Raw genomic sequence first — 15846 nt, 5'->3', positions numbered from 1 at the left:
GGACGTGCGCAGCTTTGATTAGTCTATGATACCGTTATAGAGCTCTCCGCCATCTAGTTCGATGAGCTTTAGGCGATTTGTATCTTTAATATAAATGGTTTTGTATGTGTCTGCCCCTGCCTCATTTTGGAAAATAATGATGCGTTTTGACGGGTTGTCCTCTACTGTTTTTGCCTTGAGTCCAGTAAGGTCGATATGAGCCGTAATCGTTTCATATTCAGGCATTTCTTCAATTGCTAACCCCTCTGCTTCACCGTCATTCGTCTCTTGATCGGCTTCATCGTCAGCATCATCAACCGCCTCATTTGTTTCGCCTAGGGTATCGTTATTGTTGGTCGATTCTCCTTCAGTTTCTCCTGATTGACAAGCGGTCAGCGTCATAACAATAAGCAATAGTACTGCAATGATCAATTGTTTCATCTCAAATGTCTCCTTCTCTTGATGTCTATTTCTAGTATAGACGATTGTTCTGAGAATTTGCTGAGAATCACCTTTTAGTTATACAAAAAATACTCATCCACAGGTTATGCACAAAAATCTGTGGATAGTCTGTGGATGACGCATTTATTTTTGTATAGGTGATTCTTGTCCACTTGGTGATAACACTACTGGCTTAACATGAATTAGCTTACAACTCAAACGCCCACCGCCACTACTGCATCTGAATACGATGCAGCTGGGCGAAGATGCCATTGCGTGTTAGGAGCTGTTCGTGGCTGCCTTCTTCCTCGATGCCATCCTTTGTGACGACCATAATTCGGTCGGCGTTTTTGATCGTCGCCAGTCTGTGAGCGATGATGAGTGTTGTCCGGTCTTTGGCGAGTTCGTTTAGCGCCTTCTGAATAATCATTTCTGTTTCTGTATCTAAAGCCGATGTTGCTTCATCAAGAATGAGGATCGGTGGGTTTTTCAAAAACATCCGGGCAATCGCGATCCGCTGCTTTTGACCACCTGAGAGCTTAAGGCCGCGCTCCCCGACTTGTGTCTCATATCCATCAGGTAGCTCGTTAATAAAGGCTTCCATATGGGCTTGACGTGCGGCATGTTCGATTTCTGCGTCGGTCGCGTCAAGCTTGCCATAGGCGATATTTTCCCGTAACGTTCCGGTAAACAAAAATACATCCTGTTGGACGATACCAATTTGACTGCGCAACGAGTGCTTCGTCATATCGCGGACATCCATGCCGTCAATCGAGATGCTGCCGTCCATTACGTCATAAAAGCGTGGAATGAGTGCGCTAATCGTCGTTTTACCAGCACCGGATGGTCCGACAAATGCAATCGTTTCGCCTGCTTTAACGTTAAAACTAATATCGTTTAAAACAGGCTTTTGTGTTTTTTCATAGCCAAAGGTCACATTCTGGAACTGGATATCGCCGCTTAAATGAGCAACAGCCTTTGCATCCGGGCGGTCGTTGACATCTGGCGCTTGATCAATCATTTCCGTAAAGCGCTTGAATCCAGCCATCCCTTTCGGATACAGCTCTAACAGCGCACTGATTTTTTCAATAGGCTTAAATAGAACGTTCACAAACAACACGAACAACACAAATTCACCATAGCTCAATTCACCTTGGAAGCTCAAATAAGCACCAACGACAAGGACAAGAAGTGTCACGAGTCGCATAAGCATGTAAATATTTGAGTTTACGAACGCCATGACGCGGTATGCGCCGAGCTTAGCGCTACGGAAGCGATAGTTATTTTCTGTGAAACGATTGATTTCAAATGCTTCGTTCGTGAATGATTGTACGACGCGCACACCTGAAACTGCATCTTCCACACGGGCATTCACATCAGCAATGTCCCGATACATATTGCGCCACGCCTTACTCATTTTAATATTGCTGTACGTAATAAGAAAAATTAGCACGGGTGCGGCGATTAAAATGATGACTGCGAGCTTGAAATTGATCGTAAACATAATGGCAAACGCCCCGAAAAAAGTCATCGCTGCGATAAATAAATCCTCTGGTCCATGGTGGGCGAGCTCGCCAATCTCAAATAAATCATTCGTAAAGCGGCTCATAACATGACCGGTCTTCGTATTATCAAAATACCGATACGACTGCTTCTGCACGTGCTGAAATAGCTCTTCACGCATGTCCGTCTCGATATTGGTTCCGAGCTTATGCCCCCAATACGTCACGACATATTGTAGGCCCGTACTAAGCAAGTAAACGAGCAAGAGCAAGACGCTAACCGTGATGATCACATTCCATTCTCCGCCCGGTATAAGGTCGTCGATGAAATACTGCACCGCAAGCGGGAAAAACAGTTCAAAAATTGCCACGATTACTGCACTCGTAAAATCAATGATAAATAAACGGCGATGTGGCCGGTAATAAGAGAAAAAGCGTTTGAGCATATGTAAAGCACGTCCTTCTTTGATAGTGGTCATGATTGGCATCATTGACTATGATTATAGTTTTAATCGGCTTGTGTGGCAATGTTCATGCCTTTTATTCGAAACGGGTGTTCAAGTCCCTCTATCAGTCGCTCGTCACGCTGATTAGCAATTCTATTCTTTTAGCAGTTATTCATCCGCTCAATAGCCATTCTACCCGTTACCAGCAACCCCCTCTTTGAAGGAAGCGCTTTTTCCTAATCCATACGACGTCTTCTCACCTAAAAAAAACCACCTCGAGCTCATAAACAGGGCAAGTTTGTCCATCTCCCTGCATATGATGAGTCATACCTATTTTTTAAAATCACCATAGCCATTGGGGGTGATGATTTGAAGCTGTACATGCCTGTTATGCGCTGGAACCGTTATGCTGTGGCCATTGTGTTTATTACGTCTGGCATGATGAAGCTGGTCGTCGAAGAATTTCAAGGAATTTTTATGAGTCTGAACGTGCCTTATGCCGTACAAACATTATTCATTGTTGCGCTGATCGAAATTGCATGTGGTGCGCTTATTGCGGCCCATCTTTATGTTAAACAAGCAGCTGCACCACTCATCTTCATTATGATTGCAGCCTTATATTTCACGAAACTTCCTGTTTTACTGACACAAGGCCTTCTTCCATTTCTGTTTGAATCGCGACTAGATATTGTCATGATGATACTCCTGTTAGTGTTGTTTCAGCATCACCGGAAGTGACGCGAACATTTCCAATTATCCATAAGATCATATGTTGCCCCTACGTTTTCCACAAAGTTATCAACATATGCACAAACGTTCGCAGATATTTTGTGTTTCATTGAACATGTGAACACAATATATTGGGTTATCCAGTATATCCACAGGAGGCTGTGTATAACTAAAGTGTTTCCTGATCCTTTTACCATCCACATATGTATATACAAAAAAGGCGATTGTAACAAAATCATTTGTCACATCGCCTTTTTAATTTAATCATTATTGGACACCTAGCTTCATCGTCTTTTCCTGCCGCTCTCCGTCACGATAATACGTCACCTTGACATCATCACCAATTTCTTTTTCCTGATAAAGAATTTTACGTAACTCAATGATGTTCGTCACAGGTTTATCATCGAGGGCAACGATGACATCAAGCTGCTGCAGGCCGGCTTGGTCAGCTGGCGATAAGCGTTCGACAGACCAGATGTAAACACCGCCTTCCACATCTGTTGGCAGTCTTAACGTTGTTTGCCATTCGGCTTGGGGCACTTCTTCAAGTGAATAAAGCTCGACACCCATGTAAGGCCGTGTCACGTCGCCTTTTTCCTCAAGCTCCTTTATGATTGGCAAGGCACTGTCAATCGGAATGGCGAAACCAATTCCTTCAACATTGGATTGGCTAATTTTCATTGAATTGATGCCAATGAGCTGACCTTCAATGTTAATAAGCGCACCACCGCTATTCCCTGGGTTAATCGCTGCATCCGTTTGAATAACCTCAGCTTGCCAATCGGGACGCCCGTCCATATTAAAGTCCTGTGGAATCGTCCGCTGCTTGCCACTAATCACGCCTTGTGTCACCGAGCCGGAAAAAGCCATACCGAGCGGGTTACCGATCGCAATGGCTGGCTCTCCAACCTTTACACTTTCCGATGAACCGATTGCAATGGCTTGTTCAATCAGGTCGCTGTCCATTTTCAGCACCGCTAAATCAGAAAACAAATCACTGCCCACAATGGCGGCCTCCAGATGTGTTTCGTCCGACAGCACGATTTCGACCGTGTCAGCCCCTTCAATCACATGATGGTTCGTCACAATATATGCGGTACCGCCTTCAAGCTTGTAAATAACACCTGAGCCTGTACCCGCCTCACTGCCTTCCATCTGCTGATTCCAAAAACCATCCTGCTGTTGGATGTTAATGACGCCAACAACTGTCGGTGACACGTGCTTCACAACCTCAGTAATTTTCGTGTTTACGTCATACGTGATTTCGCGATTGATGTTCTCAGGCACATGCTCTGAATCAGACTGATCTGCCACCTGCTCATTCGAACGATCATCAGATACACCCTGATTAAACATGTTGTTGCCAATAGATGGCGAAATTAAGATCACGAGTAAGACACCAATTACGATGCCAAATAAAAATAAATAACGCCCACGACCTGGTCGTCTTCGATCGTGATGTGATCCATCATCATTATAATAGCCCATTTCCTACTCACCCTCTCAAACATCTCAACAGACATGACACCCGTTACTTACATCATATGATCGGTTTGAGCAATAACAACTACAGATCGTCTTTCGCGCGGAATCATTTTGCGGGTAAAAGGCGTGCTTACAGGCCTATTAGCGAGTGGGATACGCGGTCCTGCCGATTTCCGACGCAGTTCCGCCGATTCCTAGCGCGATCTCGCCGATTTCCTGCGCAACTCCGCCGATTTCTCACGCACTCCTGCCGATTCCTCACACGGTCCCGCCGATGACCAGCGCAATCTCGCCGATTCCTCGCGCAGTCCCGCCGATTTCACGCCCCTCACGCCACAGCCTGGCCGCGCCCGACTCACCTATCAGCTCACATCATAGATCGGTGTTGGGCTGTTTGGGTCTGTTACGATGAGGTCAGTTGTAATGCCCCGTTCTTGTAGTATAGATTGTACAGACATCTGTGCGAGATCCTTCATGTTATTATCTTGACTTAAATGGGCTAAATAAATACGTTCTGTTTCATTTCCGATAATATCACAGAGGGCGAGGCCACAGTCTTCATTAGATACGTGACCGGAATCGCCGAGAATACGGCGTTTTACACTCCACGGGTAACGACCCATTCGGAGCATCGATACGTCGTGATTGGCTTCGAATACATAGGCGTCAGCGTGTTCGACCGTTTTTTTAATGCGATCAGATACATAGCCGAGGTCTGTCACGAGAGCGACTTTTTTTCCATCCTTATGAAAGGTGAAGAACATTGGATCAGCAGCATCATGTGACACACCGAATGATTCTACATCAATGTCGCCAAATGTCTTCACTTCTTCTACCCCAAAATGGAACTTCTGATCAGGGGTCAGCTTGCCAATCATGCCATCCATTGCGTTCCATGTCCGTTCATTGGCGTAAATCGGTAAATTATATTTACGGGCGATGATACCGAGCCCTTTAATGTGATCACTATGCTCATGGGTAACGAGAATGCCTGAAAGCTCTGATGGATTCACGTGAATCTCGCTGAACAGCCTGTCCATTTTCTTGCCGCTTAAACCGGCGTCAACGAGTAGTTTGGTTTGGTCTGATTCTATATAAAAGGCATTGCCCGTACTTCCCGAGGCCAATACACTAAATCGTAACGTCATAACGATCACTCCGCTGTTTCTAAATTTTGTTCAACTAAAGGTAAAATCTGCTCTTTTTCCTCTTCATCAAGACCAGACGCTTGAATTTTACTTCGAATCGCCATCAGCGTGTCCTCAATAAACTTATATTCATTACTGAAAAAGATTCGGCCTTCAATGGCGTTCACGAAAAAATGCTTATCGTCATTGACCGTGATTTTCCATGACGGGGCAAATGACTGAATACCATTTGGCAAAGGAACCATCGTATGAAAACCGATATCGACCTTTGTAATTTCATCATTCGGATACAGTTCATTTCCTTTATATAACTCATCAATCGCGTTCAGTGGGCTAATGAGCTGTTTCTGTGAGCCCGTTTTTTCTGCCTCACCGAGAATCGTCTGGATAAAGTACGTCACTTCATTATCATCGTTTAAAAAAATCATGACGAGACCGCTTTGATTGTAATAAACAGGTCGACCACTTTTTTCTTGGAAAAACAGCAAAATATTTTTGTCTTTATTCCAGTTCCAGTACGTGTACTGTTCAGGGTACAAAAAATATTGTCCAGCAATCGCTTTGATGTCTTCTGCTGTGCTATCCTTTGGAATTGAAACAGGTTTATCTAATTGAGACAAAAGCAAATTGTTATCAATGATGACATGTGACTGATCTGCTAACGCTTTTAACAACGTTTTTTCTGCATCGCCAAAGTTTTTTTGGTCAACGGCAATATAATTTTCTTCCAGCTGTTCTTGGCTAAGAGAGGCTTTAATGTCAATGTTCTCATCCTCGAGCTGTTGCTCAATCGTCGTGTCCTCACTTTCCATAATGCCAAGATCACTGTTTTTCTGTTTATCTATGAGCTGCATGAGTAAAAAAAGGTCGAGGATGAGGAAGCTGAAGATAAACAGCGTTTTAATTTGTCTCCACAGCATCTCAATCCCCTCCTTTCAGAGATAACAAGCCTTCATTGCTCATTTTTATCTCAACCCACTCGCCGGCATATTCCATATACCAGGTCGGCTCCAATGTCATAATATACATGGAGGAATCTTTATAAACCAGCTTGTAGCCTGGTCGAATGTCACGGATATTGTTCATATCGTAATTGGCATATTGTTGATTTTCGATGGCAGCAATGACGTCTTTTCCAGATGGTAATGTCATACTCGTCGCACCGATCTGATTGTTAATGTTAAATAACGGACGTTTATACTGATACAACTCATTCTGCCGCCACGTTTGTTGAATAATTGAATAGCCTTGCTGACTAAAGACTGGATAACCGTCATAGAACATACGGTAGGTCAGCTCATTATCATGTCGTGAAAATGACCAGAAGCGATAATCACCGGTCCAACCGCGATGCTCATTCACACTATTAATACTTCTTTCCAGCAAATCAACCGGATCCATCAGCTCATAATTGTTAACGTCATAGGCAATATAATAGTCCATACTCCGTTTATTTTGATCCACACGCATGCCTTGCTGTCCGTCCGTATAAATAATTTCATCATCGGAAACGTTATGTTTAACGACCGAAGGATTATTAAACAGTGCGTTAACGAGCTGATTCGGATTAATCGCATTCGTCGTTAACGACCAGTTGTACATCGTAATCGGATCTTTAGGCACGTAAATAGGATCTGATATGCCGTCGACCTTTAAATAGGGCTGCATATCTCGGTCTGTCATGACATATTCCCACAACAGATTAAATTTTCGCGAATTGTTAACGACCGCTAAGGCGTATTGTCCACTCGTTGTAGACTCAAAGCGTATATTCATATGTGATGTGTTTTCATCAAAAGTAATATAAATACGCTCAAACGACCATTCTGGTAAATAAGGCTCTTCATTAAATTTAAACAAACTATTTAAGAGGCGCATCGGAATCGGTTCACGAAAGATCATTTCTACCATCTGATCATCCTGAACATTGCTCGCTGTATTGCGTAGGTTAAAATCATACAGCACCCATGTCTGCATGTCCCTGTATATACGCTGGCGATCATTAGGATCCTTAAACCCATGAAGGGCACCGTTGTTATGAAAAATCATTTCAATTGGTTCAACCATATCCCGCTTCGTTTCTTGTGTTCCCTTTATATCCATATCTTCTTCGCTAACAAGTGGCTTATTAATGAGCAATTCATCTTTAGGCTGGTAGCTCCATAAGCTAAACGTCAGCAATAAACTAATCCCAACGAGCATTACTAAAATAATAGATTTAATCGTTTCTAGGTTCATCCGCCACCCCTCCGCTTCGGACTAATGAGCGGAAGTGTAAAGAGAATCGTTGTCCCTTTACCTTCTTTACTTTCTACCCATATCTTACCGTGATGGGCGTCAACGAGCTCTTTAGCAATCGCAAGCCCAAGACCCGTACCACCAAGCTTCCGTGATCTCGCGCGATCTGCACGGTAAAAACGGTCAAATATTTTATCCTGCTTCTCAGGTGGAATGCCGATTCCCTCATCCTTAATGCTCACAGTGACAGAACGTTTCTGTTTCTTAAGAACGAGATGGATTACCCCACCCTCTGGCGAATACTTAATCGCATTAGAAATGATATTATCAAGAACCTGTGTCATCTTATCCTTATCAATCCATACGTATAATGGTGACGGTGGCAGCTGACGTTTTAAAGTGAAATGATCTGCGGCATTCAAAGCAAACCGGTCAATCACATCATGGAAATAACTAATGAAGTCTACTTTTTCTTTATGAAGCGTATTCTCCTTGCTATCCATACGTGACAGCTGTAGTAAATCCGTAACCATACGAATCATCCGCTCAGTTTCATTTTGCGTAACATGAAGGAACTTAGGTGCAATTTGCTTGTCTTCCCAAGCACCATCAGTAAGGGCCTCTATATAGCTCTTCATCGTCGTGAGCGGTGTCCGCAGCTCATGAGAAACATTAGATACAAACTCACGCCGCTCTTGTTCAATTTTTTCCTGCTCGGTCACGTCACTCAATACGGTAATAAAGCCTGTCACGTCTTCATCTTCGTCTAACACAATCGAAAAATTCGCCCGCATCATAAACGGCTCATCATCTTCACTATAATCAATGACCATAGAGCCGCTTTCATGGAGCTCTGATATATCGTGGTGCTGGTCTTCTATTTTCAGAACGTCTAGTAAAAACGCGCCGATAACCTCATCAGGATCTCGCTCTATTAAATGACCGGCTGCATCATTCATTAATGTAACTGCACCCGTTTCATCGGTCGCAATGACCCCTTCAGACATATTGGACAAGACAGAGCTTAACTTACGTCGTTCTTCTTCAGTGGTTGCCCTCGAATCACGCAATCGATCATTTAAATCGTTAAATGTATCTGCCAGCTGGCCGATTTCATCGTGTCCATAGACATTAACCTTTTGAGAAAAATCGCCTTGGGCCATCGTAAGTGCTTGACTGCGCATTTCTTTAATCGGTTTCGTTATCGCGCGTGCAACAATAATACCGAGGACAGCCGAAATTGTGATCGCCAAAAGAGAGGCTTTCGTGAAGATGTCATTAATCCGCTGCAGCTGTGCATAAACACCCTCCATATTAGCCTTCAAATAAATGACGCCTGCGACCGTATCATCATCGTTCCAGATCGGCATCGCTTTAATAAATACCCTGTTGCCATTTTCACCATCCAGTTGAACCGTATGCGTCTCTTTCTCATCTCGCAATACGTTATGGACAATATCCTCTGTCGTTTTTTTATTAATAATATCCTGTTCAAGGTAGTTGTTCGTACCGAGAATCCGTCTTTGGTTATTAATGACCTGCAAGCTCGTTATTTCAACAGTATCAACTTCACTCACGATACTTTGAATCTCTTCTTGAAGGCTCGGACCACTCTGATCCTCAGGACGTTCCTTTTCAAAGGCTTGTTCTAAATAAATGCTTACGACGTCTACACGATCATCTATCGAGCCTCTGAAATTGTTCACAAGCTCGCGTTCTAATTGTCCAACAAAATACGTGCTAATCACCTGGACGGCAATTAACAGTAACAATATATAGACGATGATGAATTTAAGCTGGACAGATCGAAAAAAACCGACTTTATTCATGAGCTTTACTCCTATTCAGGATTGCGTAAATAATATCCAACACCTCTACGGGTTATGATCCAAGCTGGATTGCTTGGGTTTTCTTCAATTTTTTCGCGAAGACGTCGAACGGTCACATCGACAGTTCTCACATCACCGAAATAATCATAGCCCCATACAGTTTCAAGCAAATGCTCCCGTGTCATAACTTGTCCGATATGACGTGCTAAGTAATGAATGAGCTCAAATTCACGATGTGTCAGTTCAATTTGCTCACCATTTCTTGTCACGATATAAGCATCAGGGTGAACAATTAATTTACCAACAACGATATCTTTGGACTCCGTCGTTTCTTCTGCAGGTGCAGCTTGCTGACGACGTAAATTCGCTTTTACGCGCGCAATTAATTCTCGATTACTGAACGGTTTCGTCACATAATCATCCGCACCGAGCTCAAGGCCGAGCACTTTGTCAATCTCTGAATCTTTCGCTGTCAGCATAATAATTGGCATCGATTGCGTCTTGCGAACCTCACGACACACTTCATTGCCATCTTTGTTTGGTAGCATAATATCAAGCAACATTAAATCGGGTTTCTCTGATTCAGCTAATGCAATCGCCTCATCACCGTCATAAGCGCAAATAACGTCATAACCCTCTTTTTCCAAATTAAATTGCAGAATATCTGCAATCGGCTGTTCATCATCGACAACTAATATTTTATAAGCCATTCTCTCACGTCCTTATAATTTTATAAGCGATAGGATGTCTTTAAATAGAGTATTTGCTTTACGTTCACAACATATATCTCTAGTTCATTCTATCGTACTTTACACAAAATGTCTTTACCTGTATATGGGTTACCATGAATTCCAATCCAGTTCATCGGATGGGGCTTTCTCATTTCATTTATAAAAAAAGCGGCTCACAGGATATGCCTGAATGAGCCGACTTTAATTGTTTTTATCTCAAATATTTCATTGGATTTTGCAGTACACCATTTTTATAAACTTCGAAATGTAGGTGAACACCGGTTGATTGTCCTGTTGATCCCATCACACCGATGCTTTGGCCTTTTTGAACGACCTGTCCTACACGAACCTTTAATGATGACATATGGGCATAAATGGTTTTCATACCGTTATTATGATCGATGACGATTTTGTTCCCGAAGCCGCCTTGATATCCGGCTGAAGTGACAACACCATTGTCCGCAGCTTTAATGGTACGGTTGCTTGGGCGAGCGATATCAATGCCCTTATGCATGCGTCCCCATCTCATTCCCATATAGCTGGATATGTAACCACCAACTGTTGGCCAAGATAATTCTCCTGAACCTCGGGATGGAATCACTTTCGTTCCTTCAACAATAATTTCTTTAACTGACTCTTCGATAACCGTTTCTTTTACGATCGTTTTATTGACGACCTGACCATTTTGTTTTTCAATGTCATAATGAATTTCTTTTTTACCGTCTTTACCGTTTTGTTTGACTTCTGTTTCACCTTTGAACAGCTCATCAGACTGAACATATTCTGTTTCATGGGCAATGTCTTTTTCAACGAGCTCTTCTTCGTTGACGATAACAGTCATCAATGGTGCATATGCTGTAACATTAAGCTCTTGACCAATTTGTAAAACAGAATCCTCGTTAAGATCTTCATTTAATTCTAAAAGACCTTTTGTCGTTAAATCATATTGTCCAGCAATGCTGCCAAGAACATCACCTTCTTGAACGGTATGTACTTGATCTTCAAGTGTGCCTTTGTTTAACTTTTTCAAGCCTTGTTTGAGTGTTAACAATTCTTTCGGATGAACATTTTTGCTTTCATATGAAACGTCTTTTGATAGAATTACGTCTGTTATAATAGTGTCACCTAGGTTTAAGGAAATGTCCTCAACCTCGATTTTATTGAACTTTGGAACTGTTGGCCGATGGATGCTGACATCGTCACTGTCTTTCTGCTCAGCTTTTTTCAGTGCTTTAATGTCATCTAGCACAGATTCATCTACATATTGTATCTGGTAGTTGTGAATGAGCTGACGAGCTGTCTCTTCGTCCTTGAAGTAACCAACAATTTCATCTCCGACCTTGACGCCAACCGCTTCTGCTTCAACTGTTACATCTGTTTTGATAAAATCTGCAACAGTCTCATTAACATAGTGCGGATCAAATGTTTTCTCCTCAACATATGTGACAGGTTCACTTAAAATTAGGGTGATATCTTCTTCTGCTTGCTTTTCTGCTGCTCTTAGCTTGTCATCGAGAATGGTTTCGACCACACCCTTGTCATCAACCGCTCCAATATGTTGATCGCCAACATATACGTGGTAAACGGTTTTCAAATCTGAATTGCTGTCAGCATGGACGATTGTCGACGACATGCTCCATAACAAGACAAAACAGGTTAGAAACATACTAGCAATGGCTAATGAACGCTGCCAAGCACTCATGCCGTTATATTGTGAGGCCACGATAGCTCCTCCCCCTAACTATATAATGTTGTATATGATGTATTCTATGTCTCTCTATTTCTCTCTATTTTTTCTCTAGCTTACCCAAATACTAATCTATCACACGAAATAGAATGAAGGAAGAGTTTACAGGCCAATGTAAACAAACTGTATAATAGTTTACATTTTTTACCAATAGATTACAAAATTAAAAGGCCACCCTTTAAAAGAGCGGCCTTTTCGACATAAAACAAGCATATAACCTCGATTAACTTTACAAATATATTACAGTATATTACATAATATGCAATTTGCGTGTGTTAGCTATAAACACTGCGGACGACATTCGTCTGTGTACGGTCAGGGCCAACAGAGAAAATCGACAGCGGAATTTCTGATAACTGTGATACCCGTTCCAAATAATGACGCGCGTTCGGAGGCAGATCATCAAGTGATTGAGCACCCGTAATGTCCTCTGTCCAGCCTGGCATATCCTCGTAAACTGGCTCACATTGTGCAAGCACGTTAAGACTTGCTGGGAAGTCCTTAAGGATCTCACCGTTGTAACGATAGGCAACACAAATTTTCAACGTGTCGATGCCGGTTAGAACATCTAACGAGTTAAGTGACAAATCGGTAATGCCGCTAACGCGACGCGCATGACGAACGACAACACTGTCAAACCAACCAACACGACGCGCACGTCCTGTCGTTGTGCCGTATTCACGGCCAACTTCTCGAATGCGTTGTCCTATTTCATCGGTTAATTCTGTTGGGAATGGACCGTCACCAACACGTGTCGTATACGCTTTTGTAACGCCAACAACATGATCTATTTTCGTTGGACCAACACCAGAACCAATCGTTACCCCACCCGCAATTGGGTTGGAGGACGTTACGAACGGATACGTCCCTTGATCGATGTCGAGCATGACGCCTTGTGCGCCTTCAAATAAAACGCGACGTCCTTCATCAAGGGCATCGTTCAAAACAACAGATGTATCGCACACATAGTGCTTCAGCTGCTGCCCATATTCATAATACGTTTCAAAGATATCTTCAATGTCCATCGTCGGTGCATTATAAACTTTTTCAAACAGTCGGTTTTTCTCTTGTAGGTTTTGTTCCAGTTTTGCATGAAAAGCGTCACGATCTAGCAAATCGGCAATGCGAATCCCCATACGAGCAGCTTTATCCATATAAGCCGGGCCGATTCCTTTTTTCGTTGTACCGATTTTATTAACGCCTTTTTCTTCTTCTTGCAAAATATCGAGCTGTATATGATATGGCAAAATCACATGAGCACGGTTGCTAATATGAAGCTGATCAGTTGTTACGCCGTGTCCGTGTAAATAGGCAAGTTCTTCTAAAAATGCTTTCGGATCAATGACCATGCCGTTTCCAAGTACGCATCTTTTTTCCTTAAAAAAGATCCCTGATGGAATCAAATGTAGCTTATATGTTTGATCGGCAAATTTAATCGTATGACCTGCGTTATTGCCGCCTTGATATCGTGCAACAACTTCCGCCTGATTTGAAAGAAAGTCTGTAATCTTTCCTTTTCCTTCATCGCCCCACTGTGTTCCTACTACTACTACTGAGGACATGATGCACCTCCAAAAATCATTTATTGTATGCTTTTATCTCAATCCACTACTTAGTTTATCAATTTTACGGGTGTTCGTCAATGTCATTACGAACTTTGTAGTTGTTTTTGAGTTTAATGTTCGGTTTTTGCTGTTGTATGTTGAAATGTCTTTGTGTATAGGGTCATTATTCCCGAATGCACAAATCGTATTAAAGACATTTGGGTTTGGGGAAATTAGAAGGTTTTTTATCGGAAACAGAAAAAAACAGCCCTCTATGTAAGGACTGTTTCACAATGTGCACAATCGAGCCGCCGGAGCACCTTCGACAAAAAGGACTTGATAGCAGACAGGCAATTTTTCATACGATGGGCAAGGTTTCAGAAATTATGGCGAGAGGCGGAGGCAATGGCCTATCTCTTTCTGTATTACGTCCCAAAGATGCTCCGTTGAGTAAAACTAAAGGTCGCAGATCAGGAGCAGTTCATACAGGGAATATGTTCAGCTCTCTTACGAACTGGGTCGAACAGGCTAATCGCAGAGGGGCACAGATGCTTACGATGTTTGACTGGCACCCGGATATGTTTTACACCAATGATAAAGAACACCTGGCATCAGAAGATGAACTTGGAGGCATTTACGATTTTGATTGGCAAAAGATAAAGAATACGGTTGAGATTGGTGTCAGGTTTCTTGATAAAGTAATTGACGCCACTGATTACTTTGATGACAAAATGAAAAAATGGCAGCAAGCATTTTTAGATGAACACCCTGATAAAGAACTTCCACCTTATCATATTGGATTAATGGACCTCAGCCCGGAGTAACACGTTAGCATGCAAGCAGTCTGTCAAAAACATGTTTGTTCTTCCATAAGCAAAACCATTAATGCTCCTAAAGACTACACCGTAGGAGAAATCAAACAAGCTTATGAACTGGGATATAAAATGGGGCTAAAAGGCATGACTGTTTATAGAGATGGTTCCAGAGATGTGCAAATTCCTTATCTCTCAGATGAAGAAGTCGAAGAAGACAAGGATGAGAATAAGGAATGGAAATGCTCAGAATGTGGCCACGTTGAGCATGTAATTGTTGAGAATTGTCCGCAGTGCTTAAAATGCGGTTCGCAATCCTGTTCGCTTTAATATATTTTAATCCAAAAAGATACGAAGAGACATTCTTCGTATCTTTTTCATTTATTCAAGTTTTTTTCTTTTGTTTTTTGTTCTTTCATACACTCGAGCGACAAACTTTATGACCAAATAAACAATAAATACATTTATAATGAAAGTAAGGGGATTGATAGAAATACCCTCGTTTCCATTTAAAAGATTACTGCCCAACCACATACTTTTAGTTTCTAGTTGCAACGCAAAGATATATGGAAAAGGGAAGCCGAATTTATAAGTAACCAATCCATCAGTAAAAGCTTTACTTGGTATGAGAAATGGCAACACAAAGCATAGTGAGAAACTATAAAACAAGTGTTTTTTGTTCAAAGCTTCCTCCTCCTAACCCGATGTTGACTCTTTGGTGTCGTTACCTCATTAGCATTTTTTAATAAGGAACAAAACAGAATTAGTTTTTTACTTAAGTCGTAAGCTTCCTGTCCAAGTTTCATCAGGTGTACTAATTCCAATTATTGTACCACCAACGCTAATTCCATAGTAGTAGTGTCCTCTAACAGTAAATTTAACAGTATCTCTGTAGTTTTTCGTAGTCCTGAAGTTATAATGACCAGCCCTATGCTTCCATTGTATTGTATTTAGTCCTTTTATATACGATTTTAAATTAGAAATTGATGTGAATCTCCGTTTGCCCCCTACATACTTGTAGGAATAACTAAATGAAACTTTTTTAAAAGTCCAGGCTGTTCCAATCGGGCCAAGTAAGTCCGAATATCCAAGCGGGCTCCACCGACTCCATACGTAGGAGCTATTGTAAGTTTTAAATGGGGTTAAGTTTCCAGAGGTGTCGTATTCATTGGGTATTAATTCGGGTTCTAAGTCAAATGACGTTGGTATTGAATT

General features: G+C 42.1%; 14 protein-coding genes and 1 pseudogene. 3 read left to right on the top strand and 12 right to left on the bottom strand.

Translation table 11 applies throughout. From position 1 onward, the window contains the following. Positions 1-18: 18 nt before the first annotated feature. Together HPC67_RS09700 and HPC67_RS09695 are read right to left on the bottom strand one after the other, a co-directional pair. Entirely contained in the window at positions 19-420 is a 402-nt protein-coding gene (locus HPC67_RS09700) for a hypothetical protein (RefSeq protein WP_217587436.1), read from the bottom strand. Between the two features lie 232 nt (positions 421-652). Then, positions 653-2368, bottom strand: a complete 1716-nt coding sequence (locus HPC67_RS09695; protein ID WP_217587691.1) for an ABC transporter ATP-binding protein — start codon at positions 2366-2368, stop codon at positions 653-655. 369 nt (positions 2369-2737) lie between these two features. On the opposite strand from HPC67_RS09695, the gene HPC67_RS09690 reads away from it, so the two are divergent. Continuing rightward, positions 2738-3106, top strand: coding sequence for a DoxX family protein (locus HPC67_RS09690; protein ID WP_246569941.1), 369 nt, complete (start codon positions 2738-2740; stop codon positions 3104-3106). Between the two features lie 258 nt (positions 3107-3364). Here HPC67_RS09690 and HPC67_RS09685 read toward each other — a convergent pair whose 3' ends face one another. From HPC67_RS09685 to HPC67_RS09650, 8 genes are all read right to left on the bottom strand, one after another. After that, on the bottom strand, positions 3365-4585 hold the full coding sequence (locus HPC67_RS09685) for a S1C family serine protease (protein WP_217587435.1): 1221 nt from the start codon (positions 4583-4585) through the stop codon (positions 3365-3367). Positions 4586-4944: 359 nt separating this feature from the next. After that, positions 4945-5730 (bottom strand): MBL fold metallo-hydrolase, encoded by a 786-nt coding sequence (locus HPC67_RS09680; RefSeq protein WP_217587434.1) that lies wholly within the window; start codon positions 5728-5730, stop codon positions 4945-4947. Between the two features lie 5 nt (positions 5731-5735). Continuing rightward, positions 5736-6650, bottom strand: a complete 915-nt coding sequence (locus HPC67_RS09675) for a two-component system regulatory protein YycI (protein WP_217587433.1) — start codon at positions 6648-6650, stop codon at positions 5736-5738. Between the two features lies 1 nt (position 6651). Further along, positions 6652-7968: a YycH family regulatory protein gene (locus tag HPC67_RS09670; protein ID WP_217587432.1), complete on the bottom strand. Its 1317-nt coding sequence runs from the start codon at positions 7966-7968 to the stop codon at positions 6652-6654. Further along, the gene (walK, locus tag HPC67_RS09665) at positions 7965-9797 is read right to left on the bottom strand and encodes a cell wall metabolism sensor histidine kinase WalK (RefSeq protein ID WP_217587431.1); all 1833 of its coding nucleotides are present in this window, start codon (positions 9795-9797) and stop codon (positions 7965-7967) included. Before walK ends, HPC67_RS09670 begins: the two co-directional genes overlap by 4 nt. Positions 9798-9808: 11 nt before the next feature. Beyond that, positions 9809-10507 carry a response regulator YycF gene (gene yycF / locus HPC67_RS09660; protein WP_217587430.1) on the bottom strand — a complete coding sequence of 233 codons (699 nt, stop codon included), beginning with the start codon at positions 10505-10507 and terminating at the stop codon, positions 9809-9811. A gap of 232 nt (positions 10508-10739) precedes the next feature. Further along, a complete protein-coding gene (locus HPC67_RS09655; RefSeq protein ID WP_217587428.1) occupies positions 10740-12251 on the bottom strand; it encodes a peptidoglycan DD-metalloendopeptidase family protein in 1512 nt (503 codons plus the stop codon). 299 nt (positions 12252-12550) lie between these two features. Then, positions 12551-13837 (bottom strand): adenylosuccinate synthase, encoded by a 1287-nt coding sequence (locus HPC67_RS09650; protein WP_217587426.1) that lies wholly within the window; start codon positions 13835-13837, stop codon positions 12551-12553. 275 nt (positions 13838-14112) lie between these two features. Here HPC67_RS09650 and HPC67_RS09645 point away from each other — a divergent pair, with 275 nt between their 5' ends. Both HPC67_RS09645 and HPC67_RS09640 read left to right on the top strand, forming a co-directional pair. Next, the gene (locus tag HPC67_RS09645) at positions 14113-14643 is read left to right on the top strand and encodes a hypothetical protein (protein ID WP_217587425.1); all 531 of its coding nucleotides are present in this window, start codon (positions 14113-14115) and stop codon (positions 14641-14643) included. Positions 14644-14652: 9 nt separating this feature from the next. Continuing rightward, a complete protein-coding gene (locus HPC67_RS09640; protein ID WP_217587424.1) occupies positions 14653-14961 on the top strand; it encodes a hypothetical protein in 309 nt (102 codons plus the stop codon). Between the two features lie 51 nt (positions 14962-15012). Here HPC67_RS09640 and HPC67_RS09635 read toward each other — a convergent pair whose 3' ends face one another. Both HPC67_RS09635 and HPC67_RS09630 read right to left on the bottom strand, forming a co-directional pair. Next, positions 15013-15315, bottom strand: a complete 303-nt coding sequence (locus HPC67_RS09635; RefSeq protein WP_217587423.1) for a hypothetical protein — start codon at positions 15313-15315, stop codon at positions 15013-15015. Positions 15316-15402: 87 nt separating this feature from the next. Beyond that, a pseudogene (locus HPC67_RS09630) lies at positions 15403-15846 on the bottom strand (hypothetical protein); the annotation flags it as partial.

The organism is Lentibacillus saliphilus (genome assembly GCF_019093865.1).
Lineage (GTDB): Bacteria > Bacillota > Bacilli > Bacillales > Amphibacillaceae > Lentibacillus_B > Lentibacillus_B saliphilus.
This window is presented reverse-complemented; position numbering and strand designations above follow the sequence as displayed.